The organism is Ruegeria halocynthiae (genome assembly GCF_000743705.1).
Lineage (GTDB): Bacteria > Pseudomonadota > Alphaproteobacteria > Rhodobacterales > Rhodobacteraceae > Ruegeria > Ruegeria halocynthiae_B.
In genome coordinates this window covers 257,784-283,190 of the sequence record NZ_JQEZ01000002.1, presented here as the reverse complement: position 1 = coordinate 283,190, position 25,407 = coordinate 257,784, and the positions used below count along the sequence as shown (strand labels likewise).

The 25,407-nt window shown below is 62.9% G+C and carries 25 protein-coding genes and 1 riboswitch; of the genes, 4 read left to right on the top strand and 21 right to left on the bottom strand.

Annotated features, from left to right (window positions below):
- Positions 1 to 23 precede the first annotated feature (23 nt).
- Both JT51_RS07710 and JT51_RS07705 read left to right on the top strand, forming a co-directional pair.
- Positions 24 to 497, top strand: a complete 474-nt coding sequence (locus JT51_RS07710; RefSeq protein WP_037311907.1) for a rhodanese-like domain-containing protein — start codon at positions 24 to 26, stop codon at positions 495 to 497.
- A complete protein-coding gene (locus tag JT51_RS07705) occupies positions 494 to 1,309 on the top strand; it encodes an alpha/beta hydrolase family esterase (RefSeq protein ID WP_037310357.1) in 816 nt (271 codons plus the stop codon). The genes JT51_RS07710 and JT51_RS07705 overlap by 4 nt, the downstream gene beginning before the upstream one ends.
- Here JT51_RS07705 and mdoH read toward each other — a convergent pair whose 3' ends face one another.
- The 7 genes from mdoH to JT51_RS07670 all read right to left on the bottom strand — a co-directional run bounded on the left by mdoH (position 1,310) and on the right by JT51_RS07670 (position 10,800).
- The gene (gene mdoH, locus JT51_RS07700) at positions 1,310 to 3,181 is read right to left on the bottom strand and encodes a glucans biosynthesis glucosyltransferase MdoH (RefSeq protein ID WP_037310354.1); all 1,872 of its coding nucleotides are present in this window, start codon (positions 3,179 to 3,181) and stop codon (positions 1,310 to 1,312) included. It abuts the gene before it with no gap.
- On the bottom strand, positions 3,178 to 4,677 hold the full coding sequence (locus JT51_RS07695; protein ID WP_037310352.1) for a glucan biosynthesis protein: 1,500 nt from the start codon (positions 4,675 to 4,677) through the stop codon (positions 3,178 to 3,180). The genes mdoH and JT51_RS07695 overlap by 4 nt, the downstream gene beginning before the upstream one ends.
- The gene (locus JT51_RS07690) at positions 4,674 to 5,891 is read right to left on the bottom strand and encodes an OpgC family protein (RefSeq protein WP_037311904.1); all 1,218 of its coding nucleotides are present in this window, start codon (positions 5,889 to 5,891) and stop codon (positions 4,674 to 4,676) included. Before JT51_RS07690 ends, JT51_RS07695 begins: the two co-directional genes overlap by 4 nt.
- A 28-nt stretch (positions 5,892 to 5,919) precedes the next feature.
- Positions 5,920 to 7,290 (bottom strand): tetratricopeptide repeat protein, encoded by a 1,371-nt coding sequence (locus tag JT51_RS07685; protein ID WP_037311901.1) that lies wholly within the window; start codon positions 7,288 to 7,290, stop codon positions 5,920 to 5,922.
- 181 nt (positions 7,291 to 7,471) lie between these two features.
- Entirely contained in the window at positions 7,472 to 8,656 is a 1,185-nt protein-coding gene (locus JT51_RS07680; protein ID WP_037310350.1) for a CaiB/BaiF CoA transferase family protein, read from the bottom strand.
- Positions 8,643 to 10,262 (bottom strand): thiamine pyrophosphate-binding protein, encoded by a 1,620-nt coding sequence (locus JT51_RS07675; RefSeq protein WP_037310347.1) that lies wholly within the window; start codon positions 10,260 to 10,262, stop codon positions 8,643 to 8,645. The genes JT51_RS07680 and JT51_RS07675 overlap by 14 nt, the downstream gene beginning before the upstream one ends.
- 79 nt (positions 10,263 to 10,341) lie before the next feature.
- Positions 10,342 to 10,800, bottom strand: a complete 459-nt coding sequence (locus JT51_RS07670; RefSeq protein WP_037310344.1) for a DUF302 domain-containing protein — start codon at positions 10,798 to 10,800, stop codon at positions 10,342 to 10,344.
- A gap of 141 nt (positions 10,801 to 10,941) precedes the next feature.
- On the opposite strand from JT51_RS07670, the gene JT51_RS22210 reads away from it, so the two are divergent.
- On the top strand, positions 10,942 to 11,286 hold the full coding sequence (locus tag JT51_RS22210; protein WP_037310343.1) for a DUF1636 domain-containing protein: 345 nt from the start codon (positions 10,942 to 10,944) through the stop codon (positions 11,284 to 11,286).
- Here JT51_RS22210 and JT51_RS07660 read toward each other — a convergent pair.
- The 9 genes from JT51_RS07660 to JT51_RS07625 all read right to left on the bottom strand — a co-directional run bounded on the left by JT51_RS07660 (position 11,283) and on the right by JT51_RS07625 (position 18,145).
- Positions 11,283 to 11,777 (bottom strand): hypothetical protein, encoded by a 495-nt coding sequence (locus JT51_RS07660; protein ID WP_037310341.1) that lies wholly within the window; start codon positions 11,775 to 11,777, stop codon positions 11,283 to 11,285. The genes JT51_RS22210 and JT51_RS07660 overlap by 4 nt on opposite strands.
- Before the next feature lie 69 nt (positions 11,778 to 11,846).
- Positions 11,847 to 12,545, bottom strand: coding sequence for a CbtA family protein (locus JT51_RS07655; protein ID WP_037310337.1), 699 nt, complete (start codon positions 12,543 to 12,545; stop codon positions 11,847 to 11,849).
- Between the two features lie 4 nt (positions 12,546 to 12,549).
- Complete coding sequence (locus JT51_RS21460; RefSeq protein ID WP_081894654.1) at positions 12,550 to 12,720, bottom strand: CbtB domain-containing protein; 171 nt, start codon at positions 12,718 to 12,720, stop codon at positions 12,550 to 12,552.
- 35 nt (positions 12,721 to 12,755) lie between these two features.
- Positions 12,756 to 12,964: riboswitch (cobalamin riboswitch) on the bottom strand.
- Between the two features lie 43 nt (positions 12,965 to 13,007).
- Positions 13,008 to 13,751 (bottom strand): precorrin-6A synthase (deacetylating), encoded by a 744-nt coding sequence (cobF, locus tag JT51_RS07650; protein ID WP_037310332.1) that lies wholly within the window; start codon positions 13,749 to 13,751, stop codon positions 13,008 to 13,010.
- Entirely contained in the window at positions 13,744 to 14,472 is a 729-nt protein-coding gene (gene cobA / locus JT51_RS07645) for a uroporphyrinogen-III C-methyltransferase (RefSeq protein WP_037310329.1), read from the bottom strand. Before cobA ends, cobF begins: the two co-directional genes overlap by 8 nt.
- Entirely contained in the window at positions 14,469 to 15,797 is a 1,329-nt protein-coding gene (locus JT51_RS07640) for a cobyrinate a,c-diamide synthase (protein WP_037310325.1), read from the bottom strand. The genes cobA and JT51_RS07640 overlap by 4 nt, the downstream gene beginning before the upstream one ends.
- Positions 15,790 to 16,584: a precorrin-4 C(11)-methyltransferase gene (cobM, locus tag JT51_RS07635; protein WP_037310322.1), complete on the bottom strand. Its 795-nt coding sequence runs from the start codon at positions 16,582 to 16,584 to the stop codon at positions 15,790 to 15,792. Before cobM ends, JT51_RS07640 begins: the two co-directional genes overlap by 8 nt.
- Positions 16,581 to 16,949 carry a cobalamin biosynthesis protein gene (locus tag JT51_RS07630; RefSeq protein ID WP_037310319.1) on the bottom strand — a complete coding sequence of 123 codons (369 nt, stop codon included), beginning with the start codon at positions 16,947 to 16,949 and terminating at the stop codon, positions 16,581 to 16,583. The genes cobM and JT51_RS07630 overlap by 4 nt, the downstream gene beginning before the upstream one ends.
- Positions 16,946 to 18,145, bottom strand: a complete 1,200-nt coding sequence (locus JT51_RS07625) for a bifunctional cobalt-precorrin-7 (C(5))-methyltransferase/cobalt-precorrin-6B (C(15))-methyltransferase (RefSeq protein WP_037310317.1) — start codon at positions 18,143 to 18,145, stop codon at positions 16,946 to 16,948. Before JT51_RS07625 ends, JT51_RS07630 begins: the two co-directional genes overlap by 4 nt.
- On the opposite strand from JT51_RS07625, the gene JT51_RS07620 reads away from it, so the two are divergent.
- Positions 18,144 to 18,875, top strand: a complete 732-nt coding sequence (locus JT51_RS07620) for a cobalt-precorrin-6A reductase (RefSeq protein WP_037310314.1) — start codon at positions 18,144 to 18,146, stop codon at positions 18,873 to 18,875. The genes JT51_RS07625 and JT51_RS07620 overlap by 2 nt on opposite strands.
- Here the strand turns inward: JT51_RS07620 and cobJ are convergent.
- Genes cobJ through cobN form a run of 5 tightly spaced genes read right to left on the bottom strand, consistent with a single transcriptional unit; the run spans position 18,866 to position 25,407 of the window.
- Positions 18,866 to 19,630 carry a precorrin-3B C(17)-methyltransferase gene (gene cobJ / locus JT51_RS07615; RefSeq protein WP_037310311.1) on the bottom strand — a complete coding sequence of 255 codons (765 nt, stop codon included), beginning with the start codon at positions 19,628 to 19,630 and terminating at the stop codon, positions 18,866 to 18,868. The two genes, JT51_RS07620 and cobJ, sit on opposite strands and share 10 nt — an antisense overlap.
- On the bottom strand, positions 19,627 to 20,355 hold the full coding sequence (locus tag JT51_RS07610; RefSeq protein ID WP_037310308.1) for a precorrin-2 C(20)-methyltransferase: 729 nt from the start codon (positions 20,353 to 20,355) through the stop codon (positions 19,627 to 19,629). Before JT51_RS07610 ends, cobJ begins: the two co-directional genes overlap by 4 nt.
- Positions 20,352 to 20,981, bottom strand: a complete 630-nt coding sequence (locus JT51_RS07605; protein WP_037310305.1) for a precorrin-8X methylmutase — start codon at positions 20,979 to 20,981, stop codon at positions 20,352 to 20,354. The genes JT51_RS07610 and JT51_RS07605 overlap by 4 nt, the downstream gene beginning before the upstream one ends.
- Positions 20,981 to 22,117, bottom strand: coding sequence for a cobalamin biosynthesis protein CobG (locus tag JT51_RS07600; RefSeq protein ID WP_037310302.1), 1,137 nt, complete (start codon positions 22,115 to 22,117; stop codon positions 20,981 to 20,983). The genes JT51_RS07605 and JT51_RS07600 overlap by 1 nt, the downstream gene beginning before the upstream one ends.
- Positions 22,114 to 25,407, bottom strand: a complete 3,294-nt coding sequence (cobN, locus tag JT51_RS07595) for a cobaltochelatase subunit CobN (RefSeq protein ID WP_037310300.1) — start codon at positions 25,405 to 25,407, stop codon at positions 22,114 to 22,116. The genes JT51_RS07600 and cobN overlap by 4 nt, the downstream gene beginning before the upstream one ends.

Genomic DNA, 25,407 nt, shown 5'->3' with positions numbered 1-25,407 from the left:
CGTTGGATCAGGAAGGGGGCCGTGTGGCAGATAAAGCGAACAGAACACGCCGGTGGATTTTGGCAGGTGGTGGCACAACCATCGCCGCCGCTTTTGCCATCCGGCAGTACCGCCTGATCCCGCAGGATTATACCGGCGGTCAGTTGAGTGTCGAAGAGGCGCACCAGCAGGCACAGGCCGGTGACATTCTGCTGGTCGACATTCGTACGCCGCGGGAATGGCAGGCCACCGGGGTGGCCCAAGGGGCACATCCGCTGGACATGCGCCGTGACGATTTCGAGCAGGCCCTGACGACATTGACCGGTGGTCGCCGCGATGCGCCGGTCGCGTTGATCTGCGCGCGCGGGGTCCGCTCGGCCCGGCTGAGCAACAGGTTGACCGAGGCGGGGTTTACTAATGTCATAGACGTGCCCGAGGGTATGCTGGGCTCGGCCGCAGGGCCGGGGTGGGTGCGCGCCGGTTTGCCGGTTCAGCACAATAAAGGAGAGGCAGGATGATCCGTGGATTGACCTTGGCAACGGGGCTGGCGCTGGCCGGGCAGGCGGGATTTGCCGCCTGCGCCGATCAAGAGAGCATGTGCGAAACCGCATCGGGCGGGTATCACATCGAACTACCCGAGGCAGAAAGCCCGCCGTTGGTGGTGTTTTTGCATGGTTATGGCGGCTCTGCGACCGGAACCCTGAAAAACCGCGGGATGGTCGAACCCCTGCTGGCGCGGGGCTATGCGGTGATGGCTCCCGAAGGGTCGGAACGGAACGGTCGCCAAAGCTGGAATTTCTTTCCCGGATGGGAAGGGCGCGATGAAACCGCCTTTTTGACCGAGGTTGTTCAGGACGCCTCGGACCGGTTCGGGGTTGATACCGACCGCGTGGTACTGGGCGGGTTTTCAGCTGGCGCGTTCATGGTCTACTACCTCGCCTGCGCGGCACCCGATACGTTTTCGGCCTATGCGCCGGTGTCTGGCGGGTTCTGGCGTCCGCATCCCGAGGCATGCGAAGGCCCGGTGCGGATGTTCCACACCCATGGCTGGACTGACAATGTGGTACCGCTGGAGGGTCGCATTCTGGGCGGCGGACGCTTCCATCAGGGCGATATCTTTGCTGGGCTGGAAATCTGGCGGGTCGCCAATGAATGTGCCGACACCAAACCCAGCGGCTTTTCGACCACGGGCCAGTTCATGCGGCGGTATTGGGCCGGATGCGCCGATGGTAGTATGTTGGAGTTTGCCTTGTTCCCCGGCGGCCACAACGTACCCAAGGGCTGGGCCGACATGATGGTCGACTGGTACGAAGGCCTGCCGGGCGGATAATCACTCGGCAGGGGTCATCACGCCTTTGCCCTCGATCACGCGCTTCAGCTCGTTCCGGTGACGCCGGGCCGAGCGGGTGATGGCGGGTTCGTGGAAATCCTCTTTCATTCCGACCATGCGCCGCGCGGCACCGGCTGAAACACCGCTGAGCGCGGACAGAGGAATGGCCAGCGCCAGACTGATGGCAATCGGGGCCAGCCAGATCGACACAAGGCCGGACAGGATGCCAACGCTCAGCGCAATGCCGCTGATGGTTTCCAGCGCATGGCACAGGATCAGCGTCCGCAGACTGTAGCTGCCGCCGTCCCGCGCCTGCGGGGACCAGCCTTTCTGAACACCAAGTGCAGTGCGGAATACCGCAATCATCTGCTGAACCATCAAAATCGGTGCATAGAGGATCGACAGGACAACTTCGGCGAGGAACGAGGTCAGAAACTTTGGCCCGCCGCCGAAATCCGCATAGCGCACACCGCTGAGGGGCAGGGCCAGAACGCCCAGAACCTTGGGCGCCAGAAGCATCGCGTACATGACCAGAATGATCAGCACATGGCGGGTCTCGGTCATTTCGGGCCATTGTGGGAACAGCGGATTGTCCGGGCTGAAATAATGCAGGACCGAGGCCTCTTCACCCTGACCGATCAACGCCCACATCACCAGCAGCGCAAACCACAGCGGTGACATCAGATATCCCACCGCACCGTGGAACATGTGGAACCGCGACACGGCGCGGAAACCGGCTGACCCCAACAGCTTCAAATGTTGAAGGTTGCCCTGACACCAGCGACGATCGCGCAAGGCGTGGTCGATCAGTGTGGGCGGTGTTTCCTCGTACGAGCCCCGGATGCGGGGCAGGAACCGCACGCCCCATCCGGCACGGCGCATTAGCCCGGCTTCGACGAAATCATGGCTCATGATCAGTTTTTCCTGACCGTTGAGCGCGCGCAGCTTCGGCAGGCCCGCACAGTTGGCAAATGCCTTGGTGCGGATGATGGCGTTATGGCCCCAATAATTGCCCTCTTGCCCGCACCAGCGGGCCAGACCTTCGGCAAAGGCGATGCCGTAGACACCATTGGCAAACTGCTGCATCCGGGCAAAGACGGACTGTGCGCCGATCAGCTGCGGATAGCTTTGGATCAGGCCCGCACCGGAATCACGCGCCAGCGAATCCGTCAGGCGCAGAATGGCGCGGCCGGTCATCAGGCTGTCGGCATCCAGCACCAGCATCGCATCCCAATCGGCACCCCAGCGGCTGACCCAATCGGCGATATTGCCGACCTTGCGGTCGGTGTTCTGTTCCCGGCGGCGGTAGTAAAGCTCCAGATCGGGGGCGAGGGTGGTGCGCAGTGCCTCGATGCTGGCCTGTTCCTGTGCCGCGATCTCGGGGTCACGGGTGTCGGACAGGATGAACATGGCATAGTGGTGCTGCCCACCCCGCGCATTCAGATCCTCTAGCATCGTCCGGGCGTTGCCCAATACGTTCCACGGCACTTCGTTGTAGACTGGCATCATCAGGGCGACGCGCAACGGCTGGGGGCGGCCCTGACGTTTGGGTTGTTCCTGCCGGGACAGGGACACCATTCCCAACAGTACGGTGCAGACCGTGAAAGAGATCCAGAAAAAGTTGAACGAGATCAACGCCAGCAGGATGGCCTCGATCAGGTTGATGCCCTCGGCCCCGAACCAGTCGCTCATGACCCACAGCAAACCCAGCGTGGCCGCCATAGCGGGCGAAAACGCCAATGCGCGCCAGAACCCGGCCGAGGGTCGGCGGCCCGCGTCAGGCACCTGTGCATCCCGGAACTCTGCGCTGAAATCCTGCGCGGGCATGGTCAATGGCGCCTCGGGGGGCATGATATGAAGATCGTGGTTCATGAGGTCCAACGGTACAGCCAAACCTCTGAGGCGGGCTGTTTGTCCTTTAGCAACTGCGCGCGCAGTTCGACGTGGTCACGTTCACCGGGCTGGAAAGAAAACGCCAGGCGAAAACCGCCAGTATCCGGATTGTGTTGCAGCACGCCTTCAGAGGTTTCCGCGTGGGGCGAGCTTACGAAGATCGTCATTGCGTCGGGGTCGTCGTACAGCTCACTGGCTTCAAAGTCGATGACGGCCAAACGCCCTTCGCCGAATGTGTTTTCACCCATCGCCGTGTTGATAACGCGCGGCATTGGGGTCTGTTGCGGTTCATCGCCCCAGATCAGCTGATAAGACAGATCAACCTGACTGCCAGCGGCATAGGGCTCGGCCGGGCGCCAGTAGGCGACGATATTGTCATAAATTTCCTGATCAGCGGGAATTTCGACCAGTGTGATAGCGCCTTTGCCCCAGTCGCTACCTGGCTCGACCCACAGGCCGGGGCGCTTGTGATAATTTGCCTCAAGATCGGCATAGTCCGAGAAATCGCGTTTGCGCTGCATCAGACCAAATCCGCGCGGGTTCGTGTCGACAAAGGACGAGACTTGCAGGCGGGTCGGGTTGGCCAACGGTCGCCACAGGACCTCACCCGCGCCATTGCGGATCAGCAGACCATCGCTGTCGTGTACCGCAGGGCGGAAATCGTCGAACCGGCTGTGGTTGGTCTGATCGAACAGGAACATCGACGTCCCCGGTGCAATGCCGACATGGGTCAGGTCTTCGCGTGGGAACAGGGTGGCTTCGATGTCCATCACGCAATCGGCCCCGGCGGTCACTTTGAACCGATAGGCCCCTGTCACGCTGGGGCTGTCCATCAGCGCGTGAACCACCATATCGCGTTGACCCGGTTTGGGACGTTCCAGCCAGAAGCGGATGAATTCGGGGAATTCCTCGCCATCCGGATCACCGGTTTTCAGGGCCAGACCACGTGCGGACAGCCCATAAACCTCGTGCAGGCCGATGGCGCGGAAATAGCTGGCGCCCTGCCAGACGCAGAACTCATCGGTTTCGCCGGGGCGGTGCATTTCGGTGCGCAGACGCAGGCCGGAAAAGCCAAGCGTGTCATCAATGGGCAGCTCCGGCACGTCCTCGGACTTGTCAAACATTGCCAGATCAAACACGACCGGCGTGGTCATACCGTTATCGACCGTCGAAACCTTGACTGTGCGCGGGAAATACAGGCCGGGCGTAAAGAAATCGACGTTGAAGGGCGTCTCGGTCTCAAACCAAAGCGCGCGGTCCAGCCGGAACCGGATCGAGCGATACTGCTGATAGGTCAGGTCCTGCCATTCCTGCGGCACCATCTCGCGTTCGGCATAGGGGCGGCTGGCCAGATCACGGGCCAGCGCGATGACGTCGTTGCGGTCAAACGGGGTTTCCCCACCGGTGGCGAATGTGGCCGGCGCGAAAGCAAGCGCCGATGTCGAGGCCAGAAATGCGCGTCGTGTAAAATTCATTTCTTTGATTTCCACGGTTGAGATTTGAACCAGCCGGCCAGATACGCCACACCGATGATCATGGCAAAGCCAATCATGTTTGCGATGAACACACTGGCAACATCCCGCCCACTCAGGTCCAGCCCGACGCCGATAAGTCGTGCTGCTGCCATGGAAAATACGAACACCGCCAGCGATTGCTGCCCGACCCTGGTGATTACGGTCAGCAAGGTCTGCCAGACCCGCGCTGCCGCGCCGTGACCTGTGGCGATCAGGCGGTGGCCATGTTCGCCCGCCACAACCCAACCCAGATAAGCCAGCGACAGGAAATGCAGATAGCGGAACAGGCCGAAATCCGTCTTGTCGCGGAACTCTTTCGTGATGGGCCAAACTTTGCGGATTTCCTCGGCCAGATCGGGGGCTGCGGCGTTGACCCAGGTGAAAACCTTCCACGACCCAAAAGGCATCGAAAAGATCAGGAACAGCGCCGCCGCCCAGATCAGTGTTTTTGACACCGGCGGGGCCGAAATCCAGCCGCGCATAAAGGCAAAGCCGGTGAAGAACAGCAGCTGCCAGCCAAAGGGGTTAAAGAACCACTGGCGGTCCGACCATGGCTCGGCTGGCAGGTCCAGCACATCGGTCTGGGCCACCAGCCAAAGTGCGACCGAAGCCGCAGCAACCGCCCAAAAGCCAATTCGGGACAAACCCATAAACAGCGGCATCATCGCCAGAACCACCAGATACATCGGCAGGATGTCAAAGTAGTTCGGCACATAGGTCAACGTGAACAGCCCGATGATCTGCTGGGCGGGATCGTTGAAGAAATGCTGCAGGTTCAGCGATGAGATATAGCTTTTGGCGAACAGCCCGCTCTGATCCAGGGCGGCCATGGACATGGCGACAAAGAAGAACAGCGCAATATGTGCCCAATACACCTGCCAGATGCGGAACGCGACGCGAGCAGTGCCTATCCACCACCCCTTGCGCAGGAAAGACCCGCCAAAGGCAATGGCCGAGGCCATGCCAGAACAGAACACGAAGATCTCGGTCGCGTCGGAAAACCCAAAGCGCGCGGGAATCCACTTGGCCCAAGGGTCGTTGGGGATATGCGCGATCAGGATGATGAACATCGCGATACCGCGATAGAAATCCAGACGCGGATCGCGCGTGCGTACAGGTGCGGCAGCCGAGGCTGCCACTGGTGCAAAATCAGAAGCGGGCGAAAAAGTCGCCATACGTTTTCTGTCCTTCTTGGTCTTTTGTTTATTCAGCCGGCACGCTTTGTGCGTCGCCGTTGTCACGTGCTGCGTCAATCAATGCGCGGCGTGCTAAGGCATAATTGTCCTCGCCCCCGGCGCGTTTTGTGCGGCGATCGTCCAGGATACGCTCGACTGCATCCAGGTGGCCCGCGCGCAGGCCGGAATCAATGGTGATGCGCTCGAATACATCACGTTGGGCGTGACTGCCACCTGCCAGTTGCATACCACTGCGCGCGCTCGATAAAAAGTCAAACGCGGCACCGTATAGGCCATCACCAAAGGCTTCGAGCCCTTTGGCGGCTGCGATGCCCGGGTCGGACATGCGGATCGGGGTGTCCCCCTGATTGCGTTGCGCGTCCTTTTGGATGCGCTGCAGCATCTTGCCGGTCGCGTCCGAGCGGTTATCGCCGGTCAGCGCCAGCAGATAGTGCAGATCGGCAAAGATCAGGCAGCCATCTTCGGTCCGGGTGGCGCTGAGATCGGCCAGTTCTTCCCAGCGGTTGCCAACGTCGACGCCTTCCAGTTCCAGCCGCGACAACAGCGATGTCGCGTTTGAAATATCGCGATAATCGTCGGTTTTATCCTGTCGGATGTAATTGTCATACAGCTCGATCACATGATCGACCTGACCCAGATCCAGATGCATCAATGCTTTGTGCCACCAAACGTGATAGCGGAAGTTGTTGCAGTGGGTCCAAGCGTCCTCGCGTCCGGCCAGCCAGTCAAGGCCCAGTTGGGCATTGCCCGTCATCTCGTGTACGTGGGCCACGGCGTGCAGGCCCCAAGCATCGTCTGACACCATCCAAAGCGCCTGACGCCCGGCGATTTCTGCCTTTTCATAAGCACCGGTTTCCTCCAGCGCGAACGAGTGGCAGCCCAGCAGATAGCCGCGCCCGGCATGGTCGGGCTCATAGGCAGGCATCACCCGTTCGATCGACCGGCGCATCCCTTCGGCATCGCCCAGAACGAACCGTGTTGCATGGCTGAGCTTCATGGCCAGTGAATCCTGTGGGTGTGTGCGCAGGATTTCTTCGAACTTCTGGATCGCTTGCGTGGGAAGATCGGCCAGATAGAAACTCAGCGCCTCGACATACTGCCGTTCCCGTTCGGTGACCGGCTGCCGTTCCATCGCTGTGTTGGCCGCCGCCAAAGCCTCGACCGCGACCGCCATCATCTCGCGTCGGCCCAGCAGAACCATGAACAGGCCCTTGATCGCGTGACCCAGTGCAAAGTCGGGTTCAAGCTCCAGCACTTTGCCCAGATGCTGCGGTGTGCTGGCGGAATGTGCCATGAATCCAAGCAGAACACCGTTCCATGCCTCGACGCTTGCCGGTTGGCTGAGGGTGTTCATCTGTCCGAAAACATCTTGTTTCATGCTGGCGGTCCAATCCATTTGCGAATTTCTACTCTTTTGGGCTTACCAGAGAGTCTGGCGAGGGCGTATCAGTATCCGCCATGCTCTCGAATTGGTGAAACGCTGTGTGCGTAAAACGTGAAAAAAACCGCCGATTCAAGGGCATGTTTCAGCAACTTGCCGCCGAAACATGCGCTGTGTTTCAGTCTTCGAACGGGTCTTCCGCGTTCAATACGGCCTGAGTGTCAGCCCCGAACACCGGCGGCGCTGTCCTGTATGTTACAGGCGTACGCGACAGTTTAAGCGGATTCCCGATCAATTGCACCTCACCCGGCTGGGCCTGCATGGCGACCTGCATCTGGCGGGCGGCAACCTGATCGGTTGCAAACACCTGATCCAGCGTCTGCACCGGACCAACCGGCACCTTGCGCGCTTCAAGCTCGGCTATGACGGTTTCGGTTTCAAAGGATTCGACCGCCGGACGCAGCACGGCATTCAACGCATCGCGGTGTTCCAGCCGGGCCGGATTGGTCGCGAAACGGGGATCATCTGCCAGATCGGGGCGGTCGATAAAGTCGCAAAACCGCTGGAACTGGGTGTCATTTCCGACGGCCAGAATGACATGGCCGTTGGCGGTTTCGTAAACATCATAGGGCACGATGTTGGGGTGCCCGTTGCCGCGCCGTTGCGGGGCTGTGCCAGAGGTCAGGTAATTCACGCCTTCATTGATCAGCCAGGCGACCTGCGCATCGACCAGCGCCAGGTCTATCTGCTGGCCTTCGCCGGTCTGGTCCCGGTGGCGCAGGGCGGCCAGGATGCCGACACTTGCGTACATGCCGCACATCACATCTGCGATGCCCACGCCCACTTTCATCGGCGCGCCTTTGGGGTCTCCGGTCAGGGACATGACCCCGCCGTACCCCTGCGCCATCAGGTCGTACCCCGGCTTTGGCGCATTTGGCCCGGTCTGGCCGTAGCCAGAGATTGAACAGTAAACGAGGCCCGGCAAATCTTGCGACAGGGTTGCGTAATCCAGCCCGTATTTAGCCAGCCCGCCGGGTTTGAAATTCTCGACCAGAATATCGGCGTGGGCGGCCAGCCGCTTGATCTCGGCCTGTCCTTCGGGCGTGGCGATGTCGATGGCGACGGATTTCTTGTTGCGGTTGGCCGACATGAAATACGCGCTTAAGTCAGAGCGGTTGCCCTGCGCGTCTTCAACATACGGAGGGCCCCATTGCCGTGTGTCATCACCACCCGTGGCAGGGTTTTCGATCTTGATGACGCTGGCACCCAGATCGCCCAGCAGCTGTGTGCAGGTTGGGCCTGCCAGAATGCGGGATAGGTCCAGAATTTTGACGCCCTTCAGCGGTCCTTCAGATACGGCCATCGTATGCTCCTTGGTCAATCTCGGCAGCGATTACCGTGAATGTGTCAGATTTCATAGCAGTTTTGAGCGCCGCGCGCAGGTCTTCGCGGTTGCGCACCGTGTGCCCGTCGCCGCCGAATGCCCGACCCATGGCGGCAAAGTCGTGGCGGTCGAAATCCACGCCCGTGTTGCCCATCTGACGCTGACGCTGTTTCAGCTCGATCAGGGCAAGGCTGGCGTCGACAAACACCAGAAAGATCGGGTTGCCACCCATTTCGGCGGCAGTCGAAAGCTCTCCGGCGACCATCAGGAACCCGGCATCGCCCGAGAAACTGATCACAGGGCGGTCCGGTGCAGCCAGTTTCAGGCCGATCGCCATGGGTACCGCGCAGCCCATCGTGCACAGGGCCGAGGATTGGATCAGCCCGCGTTCCTCGGCGCATTCCCACATCTGACTCAGCAGAATGCGGTGCGCGCCGCTGTCAGCAGTGGCCAGAGTTTCGGAGGGCAAAGCCGCCCGCGTTTCGGCGATCACCGCAGCTGGTCCCCATGTTTCATCAGTGGGGAAGGCCAGCGCCAGCGCCGCCTTGACCTGCGCGGGCTCGCCTGCGGGCCATGTTGCGCGGGCGGCGTTGCCCTTGGCGATGGCTTCCAGTGTGGCCCCCGTATGGGCCACCAGATTCAACCCGGCCTGATGCATATAGTGGTCATTGACCACGGCTGAGATGTCGATGACACGTTTTTCCTCGGGGTCCCATATCTCGCGCCAGCCGGGGCGCATTTCGATGGGATCATAACCAAGGCACAGCACCAGATCGGATTGTTCGACCAACGGCACCAGATGCTTGTCGGCCAGCGGCGACAACCCGGCAGCGCCAAGGCACAGCGGGTGATCCTCGGGGACCACGCCTTTGGCCTTGTAGGTAGTGACGAAGGGGATGTTGAAATGTTCCAGAAACGCCTGCACCAAATTGCGCGAATCGTCATAAAGCACGTCCAGACCCACAATGGCGATGGGCCGTTCCGCCTCGGCCACCCAGCGGCGGGCCTTTTCTACACAGTTCCCCTCGGGCGCGACGACGGCGGGTTTGGCAAGACGGCGGCGCTTGGTGTCGGACACACGTGTATCAGCGACCGAGATCGGCACGTCGATATGCACCGGGCCGGGGCGCGGTTGGTTGGCCAGCGACACCGCCTTGTCGGCGATGATATCCGCACCCTGCGCGGTCAGGGTAAACGTGCCCTTGGTGATCGAGCGATAGACCTGCGCGTGATCCATGACCTGATGGGTGTAGGTCAGCGCCTCATCCGCATCAACGCAGCCGGTCAGCACGATCATTGGCACCCGGTCCTGCAACGCATTGGCGACCACGTTGATCCCGTTCATCGCGCCGGGGCCAAGCGTGGCCAGCAGAATGGCGGGCGCACCATCGCGGTGATGCACGGCCTCGGCCATGAAGCCAGCGGCGTTTTCATGCTTGGCCAGATGAAAGGTGATACCGGCCTGTTCCAGCGCATCCACCAGCGTCAGCACCTCGCCGCCGGGCATGCCAAAGGCGTGGCGGCATCCGGCCTCGTGCAATCGTTGTGCCAATAGGTCAGCTGCGCGGGGGGACAGATCCTGCATCAGTTATGCTCCGAATTCTTTGCTGCATTGCAGATTGCGGAGGACGCGCCCGGACGCAAGCAGGTTCACGTCAGTGTGACTATTTGACTGCGGATTCCGCTACGGCCTGAAACTTTTCATCCAGTTCAGCCGCAATATCGCGCAACGGGTCGCCGCCCTCGTACACATAGGGCGCAAAGACAAAGCTGGGTGTTTTGTAAGACAGGGTGGCGGTGCCGTCCGCATTTTCGGTCACGTAAAACCGGATCGGCGCTTCGATCATCGCGCGGGTCGAGGTTTCCAGAACCCGCACAGCATAGTCGTTGTTGAACGCGCCAATCACCAGATTGCCCGGGATCGTGATGCCACGGGCGGCGGCGGCCTTGGTCGGCCCGGCCTGCGTGACCACGATCATCCCGTTTTCCTTCACAGCCGCCTTGGTGTCGGCCACCAGCGTGTCATAGATTTTGTCGGTCGGATACTCGGCCCAGCCCGACAGCGGTTCCTCGGCCCAGGCGGGCAGAGCCAGAAAACAGAGCAATCCCCAAAGCGCGCGCATATTGGTGCCTCATTCGATGTGATTGCCCGATTGATGGCAGAAAACCACGGGCGACGCACGCACAATCCCGTGTGTTTTCCGCATTGCACCGGCTGCCGGAAACCCGCAGAAACATGCGGACGACACGATGAGAGGCCGCATTTGGACCAGATACGACTATTGATCTGCACCAGTTGCGCAGGCACGCGCGACCGCATGGCTGAACAGCTGGCCGTGAATGCGGCGCTGACCCGCGCCGGTCTGGCAGACCGTGTTGAAGTCGCCGATCATTCCTGTTTCAGCGGTTGTGCCGAACCGACCGCGCTGGCGTTACAGTCGGCGGGGCGGGCGTCATATGTGTTTTCGGGGGTCAATGTCGTTGCGGATGCCGACGATATTGCCGCGACCTGCCAGACCTATCTGGACAGCCCCGCGGGCTGGATCGAAGACGCCCGGCCATGCGGGCGGCTTCGGATGTGTTTGCGCGCACGGATACCGGCGCTTTAGTCGACCTGAACGGTCACAGCCGCACTGACCGGGACGTTTTCAACCATCAGCGGACTGTGGCTGTTGGCGTTCAGCGAGACCGAAACCTCAACCTCGCCTTTCGGCAAATCCGCGATATGCATCCAGTTGCCGTACAGCCGGGCCAGTTTCTTGCCGTTGATATAGACATGTGCGTGACCTTCGCCATCGTTGTCTGCCGCAGATGCGTTTTGCGGGGCGAACCGAAAGTTCTGTGGAATGACTTGCAGGTTCCATCCGGCCATCGGGTCCCGCGTCAGCGCGATTTCGATGCCGGGTGCATTGGCCCCTGCGGGCAAGTTCACGGCGGCCGAGTGATCATGCGCCATCGCTTCGGCCTGCGCGCCGCCGTGTTGGGACGGATCGCCGTGGTCGTGACTGTCAAAGGTGACGCCGTTGGCCGCAGCCAGAACAAATCCAGCACCGCCGCCGAACACCAGACCAATTGCAAAAAGGGCAAGTGAGCGTGCCATTTTCTTTTCCTTGAATACAAATAAAAGAAGCGCGCCGGGCAGAACCCGGCGCGCTTGGATGTGGTGCGATCAGGCCGCCGCTTGGGCGCGTTTGCCTTCGCTTTGCCAGAAATAGCCGGCAAAGGTGCCGACCAGAACCCATGCGACCAGCCCGATGCCAAAGGCCCGGGCGGCGAACAGGGCACCGATTTCTGTCGGGACGGGGCCGGTGAAAACATCCGGCTCGGGCGCGCCGATCAGGTGTGGTGCCAGCAGCAGAGCCGCTGCAACCACATAGCTGATCAGATTGCCGCCAAAGGCGATCAGCCACAGGGCAACAAGCGCCGCCGCAACGGTCGCAAACCACCAGACCTGACGCGCATAGACGTCAGCCGCCGCAACACCGGGCACCTCGGGTGCCAGGGTGAACCCGGGCGCAAGGTGGAAGGCGATGAACCCGGCCAGCCCCCACAGAACGCCCGTGCGGCCATCAACCGTGTGACCCTGGCCCTCGGCCACGGACATCAGCGCAACCATCATCAGCGCATAGCCGGTATAGGTCAGCATGGTGAAAACGACGCTGAGCGCGTCGCGGGTCAGGTCCGAGAACATGCCCGGCAATTCGGGATGGGCGGAAATGGCCTCGCCCCCGAAATGAACCAGCTCACCGGATTCGTACAGTTCTGCGTGCAGCAATACAGGCTGCACAAAGACCAACTGCAGCAAGGCGGCAATCAGCCCTGCTGCAGCACCAGCGAACAACGCGCTGGTCAAAATACGACTGAACATGGTCTTAGTGGCAGGGGAAGCCGGTCGCGTGACGTACGTCATGCGCGGCGTCATGCAGTGCTGCTGCCTGAACGTGACCGGTCAGCGTGATGATACCAAGACCCAAAACCACGGCGAACATGACCGGAACAAAGCCTGTGCGCGTGGCGGATGCCGTATTTGTTTGTGTTGTCATCATTCAATCTCCTATGCCGTCGCACCCGACGGCTGGTGTTTCGATTCACGCCTGGCAGGTCTCCTGGCTTGCGGGTCGGTGCCTCTGTTCGCCTTCCCCCTGAGAACAGGAGTGGCAGGTTGAACAGGGGCTCTCCGCTTACAGTCGCGGGGGCGGCTTTGGATTTGACTGCACGGGACAGCCACACCAAATTCCCTCTTAGCCTTCGGATGTCTCCGGCAGGACCAGACGATTTCATTTAGCCGGTAATATCGTTATCGCGCAATCGTCAATTGCGACCATTCCGGTCAAATCGCGCGCTTTTTCAACAAATAGATATCCATGATCCAGCCATGATCCGCCCGGCAGCGGGCGCGGTTGGCCAGAATGTCGCCTGCCACCTCGTCCAGATGTCCCTTGATCAGGATCTCTTGCTTCATGCCGACATACGCGCCCCACCAGATATCGTAATCTGCCATATCGAGGCTTTGGAATGAACATTCCCCGTCCAGCATAACCGCCACTTTTGAGGCATTTGCGGGCCAGCCTTCATCCCGTATGCGCCGCCCCGATGTAACCACATAGGGCGCGCCCAGATCGTTGATCGGGATCGCATGGGCCGCTGTCAGCGCCTGCAGCGCGGTGATTCCGGGTATCACTCGGATCATCGGCTGCGGCTCCAGCCGGGCTGCGATTCGCAGCGAACTGTCATACAGCGACGGATCACCCCAGATCAGCAGGGCGACATGGCGCGCGCCCGGATGCGTCAGAATCGCCTCGTGCCAGCGCAGGGCGATGGCGTCGTGCCATTCATCGACCCCGCGTAGATAGCCGTCGTCGGCGCGGCGCTGCGGGACGTCGAAGTATGCGATCTGCGGCGGAGTGTCGGTCACGGCGGCGATGATCTCTTCGCGCAGCCCGGCCAGATCGGCCTTGTTCTCACCCTTGCGCGGGATCAGGATCAGGTCGGCATCCTGAATGGCCTGGGCGCCCTGAAAGGTCACATGGTCCGGATTGCCGGTGCCGATACCGATCAGGGTCAGGTCATACATCATCGAACTCCGCCAGCGGCCCATAGAGGATCAGCGCCGGTGCCGTCCCGATCTCGGAGGCCAGTTTGTCCGACAATGCGCCGATGGTCGCGCGGTGCAGGTTCTGGTCGGGGGTCGAAACAGATTCAGCCATCAGGGCAGGGGTATCCAGCGGCAGACCGTGTTCGTGCAAAGCCTTGACCAACAGGGGAAAGGTCCGCTTTCCCATGAACACCACGGTTGTTGCATCCGGATCAGCCAGCGCGGGCAGGTTCAGGTCTTCGGGCAGTCTGCCGCTGACATCGTGGCCGGTGACGAACTGCACCCGCCGGGCCGTCAGGCGACGTGTCAGCGGAATGCCCGCCGCGGCCGCCGCAGCCACAGCGGACGGGATGCCGGGGATGATCTCGTATTCGATCCCGGCCGCGCGCAGGGCGACCAATTCTTCCTCCAACCGCCCGAACAGCCCGCCATCGCCGGATTTCAACCGCACCACGCGGGCACCGGTCTTGGCGTAATCGACCAGCAACCGGCTGACGTGATCCTGCTTGGGCGAAGGCCGCCCGGCGCGTTTGCCGACCCCAACCAGATCGGCGTCTTCACGGGCGTGGCTCAGGATCGGGCCGCTGCTGAGGTCATCAAACAGCACCGCATCGGCTTTTTGCATCCGGTCCACTGCCTTGAGCGTCAGCAATTCGGGGTCGCCAGGGCCTGAACCGATGAACGAAACGAAACCGCTCATGCCGAGGCTGCCGCGATCAGGTGAAAGAAAGTGCCTGTCACATTGCCGCGCACCGATCCGGTTTGTGGCCCTTCGGCCCCTTCGGCGTCGAAGACGCGCGCCAGCGGCGCATCCGGCTGCTCGATGATCGAGGAGTAATGAAACTCATGCCCGCGCAGGGCCGAACCCACCGCAAACCCGGGCATACCGGTCAACAATTGCGCCTTGCGATACCCAAGGTTGAACTTGCGCTTTTCATATGAGGTCACCAGCCCGAGCAGTCCGGCCATTTGGTGCCGAACACCCTCTTTGTCGATCAACGCCTGACCCAGCGCCATGTAGCCGCCGCACTCCCCGTGGACGGGTTTGGTTTCGGCATGTTTGCGCAAGCCTGTCAGGAATGTTCCAGCGGCAGCCAGCGTTCCGGCGTGCAGCTCGGGGTACCCACCTGGCAACCAGACCAGATCGGCATCCGCCGCCGGGGCTTCGTCTGCCAGCGGGGAAAACGGCAAAATCTCGGCCCCCGCCGCGCGCCAACCTTCCAGCAGGTGTGGGTAGGTAAAGGAAAACGCCGCGTCCCGGGCCAATGCGATTCGTTGCGCCGGAGGGCGCGGCAGCGCGGCTGACGATGGCCCGACCGGGCCTGAGGAAGCCGCCACCTTGATCGCCTCCAGATCCACATGTTCGCGCAGGAACGCAGCATAGCCCGCGATTGCGCTTTCCAGATCCGGGTGTTCAACGGCCTGTATCAAGCCAAGATGCCGCTCGGGCAGGGTCAGGTCGCCGCGTCGGGGCAAAACACCCAGCACTGGCAATCCCGCGCGTTCCATGCCCAGCCGGGTCAGACGTTCGTGGCGCGGGCTGGCGCAGCGGTTCAGGATCACACCGGCAAAGGGCAGGTCGGGATTATACATCCGAAACCCCAGCGCCGTTGCCGCCGCCGATTGTGCCTGTCCGCCGACGTCCAGAACCAATACGACCGGCCAACCCATCCGCAGCGCAGTTTCAGCGCTGGTTCCGTGTCCCAGTTCGCCCGGCTTGGCGACACCATCAAACAGACCCATCGACCCTTCGGCCACCACGATATCCGCACCTTCGGCCTGCGCCGAAATTGCGTTCAGCAGCGGCTCACCCATCGCCCAGCTGTCCAGATTGAACGAGGCCCGCCCCGCCGCTGCCCGGTGAAAGGCCGGATCGATGTAATCCGGCCCGCTTTTAAACGGCTGCACGGTCAGACCATCCTCGGCCAATGCGCGCAGCAGACCCAGCATGACAGTGGTTTTGCCGGTCCCGGAAGACGGCGCGGAAATAAGAAGGCCCGGAGGGTTGATCATTGCTTCAGTCATCCCCGTGGCTCCAGCTTGACCAGGGGCTGTCGGCGCTTTGCGGGCGATAGCGGCGGTCATAGGTTTTGGAATACAGGCAGCTTTCGTCGAACCCTTCACCCGCCAGCGCGGGGCCGACCATGATCAGGGCGGTGCGAGAGATGCTTTCGTCCAACGCCTCTTTCAACGTATCCAGCGTGGCGCGGATGATCCTCTCATCCGGCCAACTGGCCCGGTACACCACCGCTACCGGGCAGTCTGCGCCATAGGCCGGAGTCAGATCGGCAATCACCTTGTCCAGATTGCCGATCGACAGGTGAATGGCCAATGTCGCGCCAGTGCGGGCGAAGTTTTCCAGCGTCTCGCCCTCGGGCATCGAGGATGCGCGGCCCGGTGTCCGGGTCAGAACCACCGATTGCGCCAATCCGGGCAGGGTCAGCTCCGTTCCCAAAGACGCCGCGGCCGCCGCAAAGGATGGCACGCCCGGCGTGACGCTGACGGGGATGCTCATCTTTTTCAACCGCCGGATTTGTTCGCCCATCGCCGACCAGACTGACAGGTCGCCCGAATGCAGGCGCGCCACATCCTGACCGGCCTGATGCGCAGTCGCGATCTCGGCCATGATCTGGTCCAGATCCATGGATGCCGTGTTCACGATCTTCGCATCTTCGGGGCAATGGCCAAGGATTTCCTCGGGCACCAACGATCCGGCATAAAGGCACACGGGGCAGGACGCGATGATATCGCGCCCGCGTAGGGTCAGCAGGTCGGCGGCGCCCGGTCCGGCGCCGATGAAATGAACGGTCATGTCTGTCCTCCGATGGCGACGGCGCAGGTCGCAAGCCGGTCGTCCGAGATGTGTCTGGGTGAAAGCAGCCGCGCGCCAGAACCAGCGGCGGCAAGGGCGGATGCTTCGGCCACGCTGCCGGTGCCATAGGTGGCGCGGCTGCGGTTCGAGCATGTAAGCGTGCGCTGCCCGGCCAGATCGGCGGGCGCGACAAAGTGCAGGGGCAGGGCCGTTGTGGCGGCAAATTGCATCAGCGCGGCATGGCCTTCTTTGTCGGCAACCGTGGCCAATGCGTCCACGGTGTGCCCGGTGCCGGCGAGATCAAAAGCCGCGCGCAGGCTGTCTAGCGTGGCCGCTGACGAAAACCCCAGGCCCGCGACGATCATAGGGTCACGCTCCACTGCACCACCGGATAGGCCGATTTCCAACCGCGCCGGGGGCCAAGCGGGGCCGCATGTGCCAGTTCGATGCGCAGCAGATCTCCGCCCAGTTTGCCTTGCCACTGCGCCAACAACGCCTCGCTTTCCAGCGTCACGGCATTGGCAACCAGTCGGGTGCCTGCGGGTAGGGTGCCGTGCAGCCAGTTCAGCAGATCTGCGCTTAACCCGCCGCCGATGAACACCGCGTCCGGCGTGGGAAGCCCCGGCAGCGCATCCGGCGCGGTGCCGTGCACCACATGCAGCCGATCCTGCCCAAGCGTGTCGGCGTTGCGGCGGATGCGATCCGCGCGATCTGCAAGCGGCTCAACCGTTGTTGCCGTCAGGGTCGGGTCGCACATCAGCCATTCGATACTGATCGACCCGGTGCCGCCACCAATATCCCACAGATGCTCACCTCGCCTTGGGGCCAGTGCCGACAGGGTCAGCGCGCGCACGGGGCGTTTGGTGATCTGGCCGTCGGTCTCGAATATCTCGTCTGGCTTGCCCGAAGCCTTGGGGAATGCGCGCCCTTCACCTGCGACCTCAAGCCCGACGCAGACGGGATGGTCGAAACTGCCCAGCAACGCCTCGGTCAGCGACACGCTGCGGGCGCGTTCGCGGGGGCCGCCAAGCGCCTCCATGACGTGCAGGGCGCTGTCCGCGAAACCGGTTTCGGTCAGATAGGTCGCCAGTTCCGCCACCGCCGCCCCGTTGCGCAGCAGCAGGATGGCGCGCAATCCCGGCGACAGATGCGGCCGCAGGCGCGTCAGCGGGGCGGCGTGCAGGCCGAATGTCAGCGTGCTTTCCAGCGGCCAGCCCAGCCGCGCGGCAGCCAGTGAAAAGGTCGATTGACCCGGCAGGGCGGCCCATTCCCCGGCCTCGAAATTGCGTGCGATCACCGATCCGGCACCGAACCAGAACGGATCGCCCGAGGCCAATACAACGGTGGGCCGACTCCGGAAGCCGTTCAGAATTGACAGGCCATCCGCAAAGGGCACCGGCCATTCGACCTTTTGCGCGGCACTGTCCGGGATCAGCGACAGATGCCGCGGCGGCCCCATGATGATTTCAGCGCGCTCCAGCACTTGACGGCTTGCGGGGGGCAGGCCATCCAGTCCATCTTCGCCCAAGCCCAGAACGGTCAGCCACGGAGCCTCAGACATGATAAATCTCCTGATCCTTGGGGGCACGACCGAGGCCAATGCGCTGGCCAAAGCTGTGGCTGCACAGGGTGTTTCGGCGGTCTATTCCTATGCCGGGCGCGTCGACACTCCGCGTCCGCAACCCTTGCCGGTGCGTGCCGGCGGATTCGGTGGGGCTGACGGGCTGGCAGGGTATATGCGGGACAACGCGGTCACCCATGTGATCGATGCCACCCACCCCTTTGCCGCACAGATGAGCGGTAACGCCGTTACCGCCTGCCGCGAAGTTGGGGTGCCACTGGCCGCGCTGACCCGCCCGGCATGGCATGCGCAGGACGGGGATCGCTGGGCCCACGTTCCCGACATTACGGCAGCGGTGGCTGCGCTGTCTGGCCCGGCACAGCGTGTCTTTCTGGCCGTGGGCCGGATGCATCTTGAGGATTTTGCGGTCCAATCCCAGCACCATTATCTGCTGCGGCTGGTGGACGAACCTGACGCTCTGCCCTCGCCGCATTGCGATGTGGTCGTGTCGCGCGGGCCGTTTTCCGAGGCGGACGACAGGGCGCTGATGCAGCGCCATGGGATCGAATTGGTGGTGTCCAAGAACGCAGGCGGCACCGGCGCGCGGGCCAAGCTGGACGCCGCGCGGGCGCTGGGCTTGCCGGTGCTGATGATCGACCGTCCGGCCCTGCCGCAGCGGGTCGAACTGTCGAGCGTGACGCAGGTTCTGGACTGGCTGGCTCATCCCTGATTTCCGATCGAAGTGAACCTTGGCGTATAGATGATCGGGGCGGTGTCCCGTTCAATCACGCGAGTCAGCGAGGAACCGACAATCACAACTGTCTGCATGTCCGCCATCTCGGGCGTGGCCTCGGCCAGGGTCGAAATCCGGATCGCCTCATCCGCGCGGGAAACGGCACGGGCGAACAGGATCAGGCGTTCGGGTTCACATTCCTCACGCAGGATTTCCAGCGTTTTTACAAACCCTTCCGGGCGGGATTTTGAGCGCGGGTTGTAGAACGCCATGGCAAAATCGCCCTGCGCCGCCAGACGCAGGCGTTTTTCGATCAGGGACCATGGTTTCAGGTTGTCGCTGAGGTTGATGGCGCAGAAATCATGCCCCAAGGGCGCACCGGCCCGGGCAGACGCCGCCAGCATCGCAGTGATCCCCGGCAGCACGTCAATGGGAATGTTGCGCCATTCGTGCGGGCCGTTCTCCAGCGCCTCGAACACCGCTGCGGCCATGGCAAACACGCCCGGATCGCCCGAGGAGACAACGACCACCCGTTTCCCCTCGGCCGCCATTTGCAGCGCGTGTTGCGAGCGGTCGATTTCTACCCGGTTGTCGCTGCCGTGCAGGGTCAGGCCGGGGCGCTCCGCCACGCGGGCAACGTAGGGGATGTAGCCGACGATATCCGTAGCCTCGGTCAATGCAGCCGACACTTCGGGCGTCACCAGATCCTCATTGCCGGGGCCGAGGCCCGCGATCCTGATCCAACCGCTCATGGCCGCCGCCCCTGACCATGCACGATGATGATCGAGAAATAGGGGGTGATCCCCTCACAGTTTTCGGAAAGTTTGCACACCCGCTGATTGGGCATCTGGGCGAATTCGACGATCCAAGCGCGGTCATACAGCCCGGCGGTTTTCAGCGCCCGCTTCACCTTGTCGATGTTGCGCCCGATCTTCATCACCACCAGCGCGTCGGTCTGCGACATACGCTCGGCCAGAGTGTCCTCGGGCAGGGTGCCGACCAGCACGGTCAGCACGTCATCGCCCCAGGTGATCGGGTCACCGGTCGCCGTCCACGCGCCGGACATGCCGGTGATGGCGGGCACGACTTCGACATCAGCTTTGTCCCGCAAGCGGTTGTAGAGATGCATGAATGAGCCATAAAAGAACGGATCACCCTCGCACAGAACGACCACATCCTCACCCTGATCAGACAGGGATTTCAGATGCGCCGCGCACTCTTTGTAGAAGGCCGACAGCAGTTCGTTATAGCGCGGGTCGCTCAAGGGGATTTCGGTGGTGACGGGGTATTCCATCGGGAATTCCACCGCATCGCCCGGGATCATGCCATTGACGATTTTGCGCGCCTGACCGCTGCGGCCCGGTTTGCGAAAAAAGGCCACGTGGCGGGCGTTGCGCAACAGGCGGTCGGCCCGGACACTCATCAGATCCGGATCACCAGGGCCCAGGCCCAGGCCGTATATCTTGCCGCCGCTCATTCCGCGCGGCTCGCGATGGCGTTGATGGCGGCGACGGTGATGGCGCTGCCGCCCAACCGGCCTTTGACGATGCAAGAGGGGACCGGTTGCGCCTCCCACAGGGCGTCCTTGGATTCGATCGCACCGACAAAGCCCACTGGGCAGCCGATGATGGCGGCGGGGCGTGGGCAGTCAGGGTCTTCCAGCATGTTCAACAGGTGGAACAGGGCAGTCGGCGCATTGCCGATGGCGACCACAGCGCCCTCCAGATGCGGGCGCCACAGCTCCAGCGCGGCGGCGGATCGGGTGTTGCCCATCTCGGCGGCCAGCGGGCGGACACGTTCGTCGTGCAGGGTGCAGATCACCTCATTGTCGGCGGGCAGGCGGAACCGGGTGACGCCCTCGCTGACCATGCGTGCGTCGCACAGGATCGGCGCGCCGTTTTCCAGCGCAGTGCGGGCCGCAGGTACGAAACCGGGTGAGAAATGTACGAACTCTTCCAGCCCGACCATCCCGGCGGCATGAATCATACGGACGGCGACCTGTTCTTCATCGGCTTCGAACCGGGCCAGATCAGCCTCGGACCGGATGGTGGCAAAGCTTTGCTTGTAAATCGCCGCGCCGTCGGTTTCGTATTCATAGGGCATCAGGTGAAGTCCATGGTCATGAGTGTTTCGGGGCTTAGCCCGCGCTGGCAGGGCTCATCCCCCGCGCGGCCCTGTTTGACAAGATCAAATCGTCCGGTGTCGCCAACCAAAGTGACGTCGGCGGGACCCATCCGCGCGCATCCCTTGGCACAGCCCGAGACATGCAGGTGCCCCGGTACGCGTGGGGCCAACGCGCGGGCGATATCGCGGGTTTCCACTTGCGCCTGCGGGCAGAATGGCGCGCCGGGGCAGGCGTCGGTGGTCATCAGCGGGTCGGCCGCGTCTGTGACAAAGGTCGGGGCAGGTATCGCCGCCCCGCCTTCCAACAGGATCAGCCGCCACGGGGTGACGCGCAGGGCGGATGCGCCGCTGTCCTTAATCAGATCATGGAGCTTATGCGCCAGTAGCTGTCCAAAAGCCGCGCCATAAAGTGTGCCCAGATCGCAGGCACCCGGCTGCAGTAGTGTACCCAAAGGGGCGGGCGCGCTGCCCTGCCATTCCGACGGCAAGCCCTGCGTTGCGATCACCCGCGTCATGCGGCGGGTTTCCGGCGTGTGCGCATCGGCAAACCAACGCGCCAGCGCAATCAGCTGGTCGATGGCTTCAGCCTCGGTCACATAGCGCCCGGTTTCGACCCCGTCGGCGCGCAGGATCAGGCCGTTGAGGCCGATCTCCAACCGGATGTCCGCCGAATCCGCCGCCAACAGCCGTTCGGGGCCTGTGTCGATGGCAAAGCCGAACTTGGCGGGCAAGGCGGGCAGCTCTGCCAACCGGTCGATCAGCTGTTGCGTCAGCCGCGCAGTCAGGTCGCCCGCCTGGTATAGGGGGGTGACCAGAATGTTGCGGCGCACCTCGATGCCGGATTCCGCGTCCAGCAGGTTCAGCACCGCCAGTTCCTTAAGCAGTGACTGGTGGTCCTGTTCAGCGACCCCGCGCAGTTGCAGGTTGGCCCGGTTGGTTAGGTCGATGGTGCCATTGCCGAACCGTTCGGCCAGATCGCACAGACCCAGCGCCTGCGCCGCGTCAAGCCGCGCCAGCCGGGGGCGTACACGCACGACCAGACCGTCGCCCGACATCATCGGGCGGTGTGCGCCGGGGCACCAGCCCTGAACAACGGGTTTAGGGGCGGCGCTCATCCCAACCCCTCCAGATCGGCGCGGATGGAGTTCCGGCGCGTGTTCCACAGACCCGCCTCAAGCAAAGCGCGGAACCGGTCCTGCATGGCTTGATGCGCCTGCGGGTTGGCCTCTTGCAGAAAGGCATCGACCTCGGCGTTGCCCAGCGTGGCATCGTGATAAATATCGAACAGATGCGGCGCGACCGTGCCGGACAGATGCGCGAAGGACGCCATGTGATCCAGCGTCGCCGCGATTTCGGCAGCCCCCCGGAACCCGTGCCGCTGCATCCCGGCGATCCAGCCGGGGTTGGCGGCGCGGGCGTGGACCACGCGGCTGATCTCCTCGGGCAGGGTGCGGGCACGCGGGTTTTCGGGGTTGGTATTGTCCAGATGGTACAGCTGCGCGGTGCCGCCGGTGATTTTCTTGGCGGCGGCAAACCCGGCCTCATGTGTGGCGTAATCATTGGCCAGCAGCAGGTCGGTTTCGGTCAGGTCCTGCAAGTGCACGAAACTGTCTGCATGGGCGACACGCTGGGTGATGCCGTCGACATCCTGCGCGATATGTTCCCCCTCCAGCGCAAAGGAACTGGCGTCCAGCCAGGCCTGCCCGGCCTGTTCGCGGGCTTCATCCGTATAGGTCTCGGACAGATGGGTCATGTTCAGACCGTAACTGCCGGGCGCCGGGCCAAACACACGGGCGGCAGGTGCCTGACCGGCATAGGGGTTCCAGTCTGTGGCTTCATCGCGGTCGCACAAGGCCCGCACGGCCTGACCATAAAGCGCCGAGAGCGTCGGGAACACATCCCGGAACAGGCCCGAGACGCGCAGGGTCACATCCAGACGCGGGCGGCTGAGGTCGGTGATCGGCAGAACCTCGATCCCCGAAACCCGTTCCGAACCCTTGTCCCAGACCGGTTTCACACCCAGCAGGTGCAGCGCCATGGCAAACTCTTCCCCGGCGGTGCGCATGGTGGCCGAACCCCACAGATCGACGATCAGCCCCTTGGGATAATCGCCTTCCTCCTGCAAATGCCGCCGCACCAATTCCTCGGCCAGTTTCACGCCCTGCGTATAGGCCGAACGCGTCGGCACCGAGCGCGGGTCGGTGGTATAAAGGTTCCGCCCGGTGGGCAGCACATCCGACCGCCCGCGATAGGGGGAGCCGGACGGGCCTGCCTCGATCCGCTTTCCGGCCAAAGCGTCGATCAGGGCGCGGCGTTCGGCGTGGGCCGATGGGGCGGCGTCGAAATTGGCGGTTACCTCGGGCACGCGGCCAAAGATATGCAGCCCGTCGCCGAACTGGCTTTCCTTGATGTCACAGACGAAACGGTCGATGCGGGTGATCGCCTTGGCGGTGCAGGTGGCCCGATCCAGACCCAGATCGCTTTCCAGCCCGATGGCCTGCGCCTCATCCCGGATATCTTCTTGCAGCCGGTCGCGGCGCTTGGGGTCCAGCCCGTCAGCGTTCGAGAATTCGTCCAGCAGCGATTCCAGCCGCACCATCCTGTCGGGCGTATCGCTTTGCTTCATCGGGGGCGGGATATGGCCCAGCGTGACGGCCCCGATCCGGCGCTTGGCCTGCGCGGCCTCGCCGGGGTCGTTGACGATGAAGGGGTAGATCACCGGCAGATCGCGGATCAGAACCTCGGGCCAGCAGTTCGCCGACAGGGCGACGGATTTGCCGGGCAGCCATTCCAGCGTGCCATGTGCGCCGATATGGATCAGCGCATCGGCGCGCAGGCTTTTGCGCAGCCAAAGATAGAAGGCAACATAGCTGTGGCGCGGGGTGCGCGACAGGTCGTGATAATCGTCATCGCGCAGCTCGGGCGTGCCGCGTTCGGGTTGCAGGGCGACCAGCGCCTTGCCGCGGTGCAGAGCGGTGAAATGGAATGCGCCGTCCGAGAATGCCGGGTCGTCCTCGGGCTTGCCCCAGACGGTGTCGAGGTCCGCGCGCAGTTGGTCCGGCAGGTCTGACACTGCAGTCAGATAGTCCTGCAACGACCACGAAATACGCGCGTCCAACAGCGTTTCGGCAATTGGTTCGTCGGGGGCGGTGTCATAGCCCACGCCTTGTAGATCGGTCAACATCGCCTCGGCCGAGGCCAGCGCGTCAAGGCCTACCGCATGGGCCATCTGCCAATCCTTGCCGGGGTAGGTGGACAGGACCAGCGCAGGGGTCTGTTCCGCCTTGGGTTTGTCGTTCAGGTTCAGCCAGCCGGTCACCCGGTCGATGATGGCTTCGATCCGTTCAGGTTCGGCCCGGTGGGCAAAGCGCGAATATTCCAGATGCGGATCGCGTTTGCCCGGTTCCTTGAAGGATGCAATACCCGCTGTGATCCGCCCGTCCACCTCGGGCAGAACCACATGCATGGCGAGGTCGGCGGGGGACAGCCCGCGTTCCGCCTCGGCCCATGCTTTTCTGCGTGAGGTGGCCAGCGCGACCTGAAACACCGGGACATTTGCGGCGTCCAAGGGCGAGGTGCCCGACGCGCTTTTGCCCGAGAATGAGGTGGCGTTGATGATGGCCGATGGTGTCATGCCCACCAATTGCTCGCGCAGCCAGTCGGCGGCTGCGGGGGCTTTGAGCGAGGGCGCGAACAGCCCGACGGCCTCATACCCGCGCGCGCGCAGGCTGTGGATCAGGGCCGCGACCGGGGCGGTATCGGCGGATGTCAGATAGGCGCGGTAGAAACTTACCACGATACGTTTCGCACCGCCCGTGAAGGCCGTATCTGCCGGGATCACGCCACGATCCGGGCACCATGCGCCGCATTCGGGGATTGTCTTGGCCCCCATCACCGGCCCGGCATAGAGCCCTGCCGCCAGCGCCATCTGCGCCAAAGCGGCCTGCGCCGCGACCTCGCCGCCCGTGTCGCACAGATGCGCCAGACGGCGCAGGGTTGAGACGGGCAGGGTGGAATAGTCATCCAGCCGCGTATCCTCGCGCCCGTCCGCAGGCAGCACGGCCAGCGCGATACCTTTGGCCTGCGCCAGCGCCAGAACCTGCTGCAGGCCATACGACCAGTAGGGTACCCCGCCGATCAGGCGGATCAGAATGCCCTTGGCCTCCTCAAGCGTCTGTTCGACATAGGTGTCGACCGACAACGGATGCTTCAGCGCCGTTAGATTGGCCAGCCGCATCGTCGGCATCCGCCCGTCGGCCCCGCCACCGCGATGCCAGCCTGCCGCAAAAGCACCAAGGTCACTGTCGGAAAAGGACAGCACCACCAGATCCGCCGGGCTCTGGCCCAGATCGGTGGGGGTTTCCGTTTCCTCTAACCCATGGCTTTCGCGGAAGACGACGTGCAT

Coding starts and splice junctions, on each gene's coding strand:
- cobF (WP_037310332.1), bottom strand. CDS start 13,751: ATGTATGACCTGACCCTGATCGGTATCGGCACCGGCAATCCGGACCAT.
- JT51_RS07640 (WP_037310325.1), bottom strand. CDS start 15,797: ATGACTGAAGCAATGATCAACCCTCCGGGCCTTCTTATTTCCGCGCCG.
- JT51_RS07685 (WP_037311901.1), bottom strand. CDS start 7,290: ATGAAACAAGATGTTTTCGGACAGATGAACACCCTCAGCCAACCGGCA.
- JT51_RS07605 (WP_037310305.1), bottom strand. CDS start 20,981: ATGCCCTATGAATACGAAACCGACGGCGCGGCGATTTACAAGCAAAGC.
- JT51_RS07670 (WP_037310344.1), bottom strand. CDS start 10,800: ATGCGCGCGCTTTGGGGATTGCTCTGTTTTCTGGCTCTGCCCGCCTGG.
- JT51_RS07695 (WP_037310352.1), bottom strand. CDS start 4,677: ATGAATTTTACACGACGCGCATTTCTGGCCTCGACATCGGCGCTTGCT.
- JT51_RS07660 (WP_037310341.1), bottom strand. CDS start 11,777: ATGGCACGCTCACTTGCCCTTTTTGCAATTGGTCTGGTGTTCGGCGGC.
- JT51_RS07610 (WP_037310308.1), bottom strand. CDS start 20,355: ATGAGCGGCGGCAAGATATACGGCCTGGGCCTGGGCCCTGGTGATCCG.
- JT51_RS07690 (WP_037311904.1), bottom strand. CDS start 5,891: ATGGCGACTTTTTCGCCCGCTTCTGATTTTGCACCAGTGGCAGCCTCG.
- cobN (WP_037310300.1), bottom strand. CDS start 25,407: ATGCACGTCGTCTTCCGCGAAAGCCATGGGTTAGAGGAAACGGAAACC.
- cobM (WP_037310322.1), bottom strand. CDS start 16,584: ATGACCGTTCATTTCATCGGCGCCGGACCGGGCGCCGCCGACCTGCTG.
- JT51_RS07705 (WP_037310357.1), top strand. CDS start 494: ATGATCCGTGGATTGACCTTGGCAACGGGGCTGGCGCTGGCCGGGCAG.
- cobJ (WP_037310311.1), bottom strand. CDS start 19,630: ATGAGCGGTTGGATCAGGATCGCGGGCCTCGGCCCCGGCAATGAGGAT.
- JT51_RS07675 (WP_037310347.1), bottom strand. CDS start 10,262: ATGCAGGATCTGTCCCCCCGCGCAGCTGACCTATTGGCACAACGATTG.
- JT51_RS07680 (WP_037310350.1), bottom strand. CDS start 8,656: ATGGCCGTATCTGAAGGACCGCTGAAGGGCGTCAAAATTCTGGACCTA.
- cobA (WP_037310329.1), bottom strand. CDS start 14,472: ATGAGCGGTTTCGTTTCGTTCATCGGTTCAGGCCCTGGCGACCCCGAA.
- JT51_RS07600 (WP_037310302.1), bottom strand. CDS start 22,117: ATGAGCGCCGCCCCTAAACCCGTTGTTCAGGGCTGGTGCCCCGGCGCA.
- JT51_RS07630 (WP_037310319.1), bottom strand. CDS start 16,949: ATGATCGTCGCGGGCCTGGGGTTTTCGTCAGCGGCCACGCTAGACAGC.
- mdoH (WP_037310354.1), bottom strand. CDS start 3,181: ATGAACCACGATCTTCATATCATGCCCCCCGAGGCGCCATTGACCATG.
- JT51_RS07625 (WP_037310317.1), bottom strand. CDS start 18,145: ATGTCTGAGGCTCCGTGGCTGACCGTTCTGGGCTTGGGCGAAGATGGA.
- JT51_RS07620 (WP_037310314.1), top strand. CDS start 18,144: ATGATAAATCTCCTGATCCTTGGGGGCACGACCGAGGCCAATGCGCTG.
- JT51_RS07655 (WP_037310337.1), bottom strand. CDS start 12,545: ATGTTCAGTCGTATTTTGACCAGCGCGTTGTTCGCTGGTGCTGCAGCA.
- JT51_RS21460 (WP_081894654.1), bottom strand. CDS start 12,720: ATGACAACACAAACAAATACGGCATCCGCCACGCGCACAGGCTTTGTT.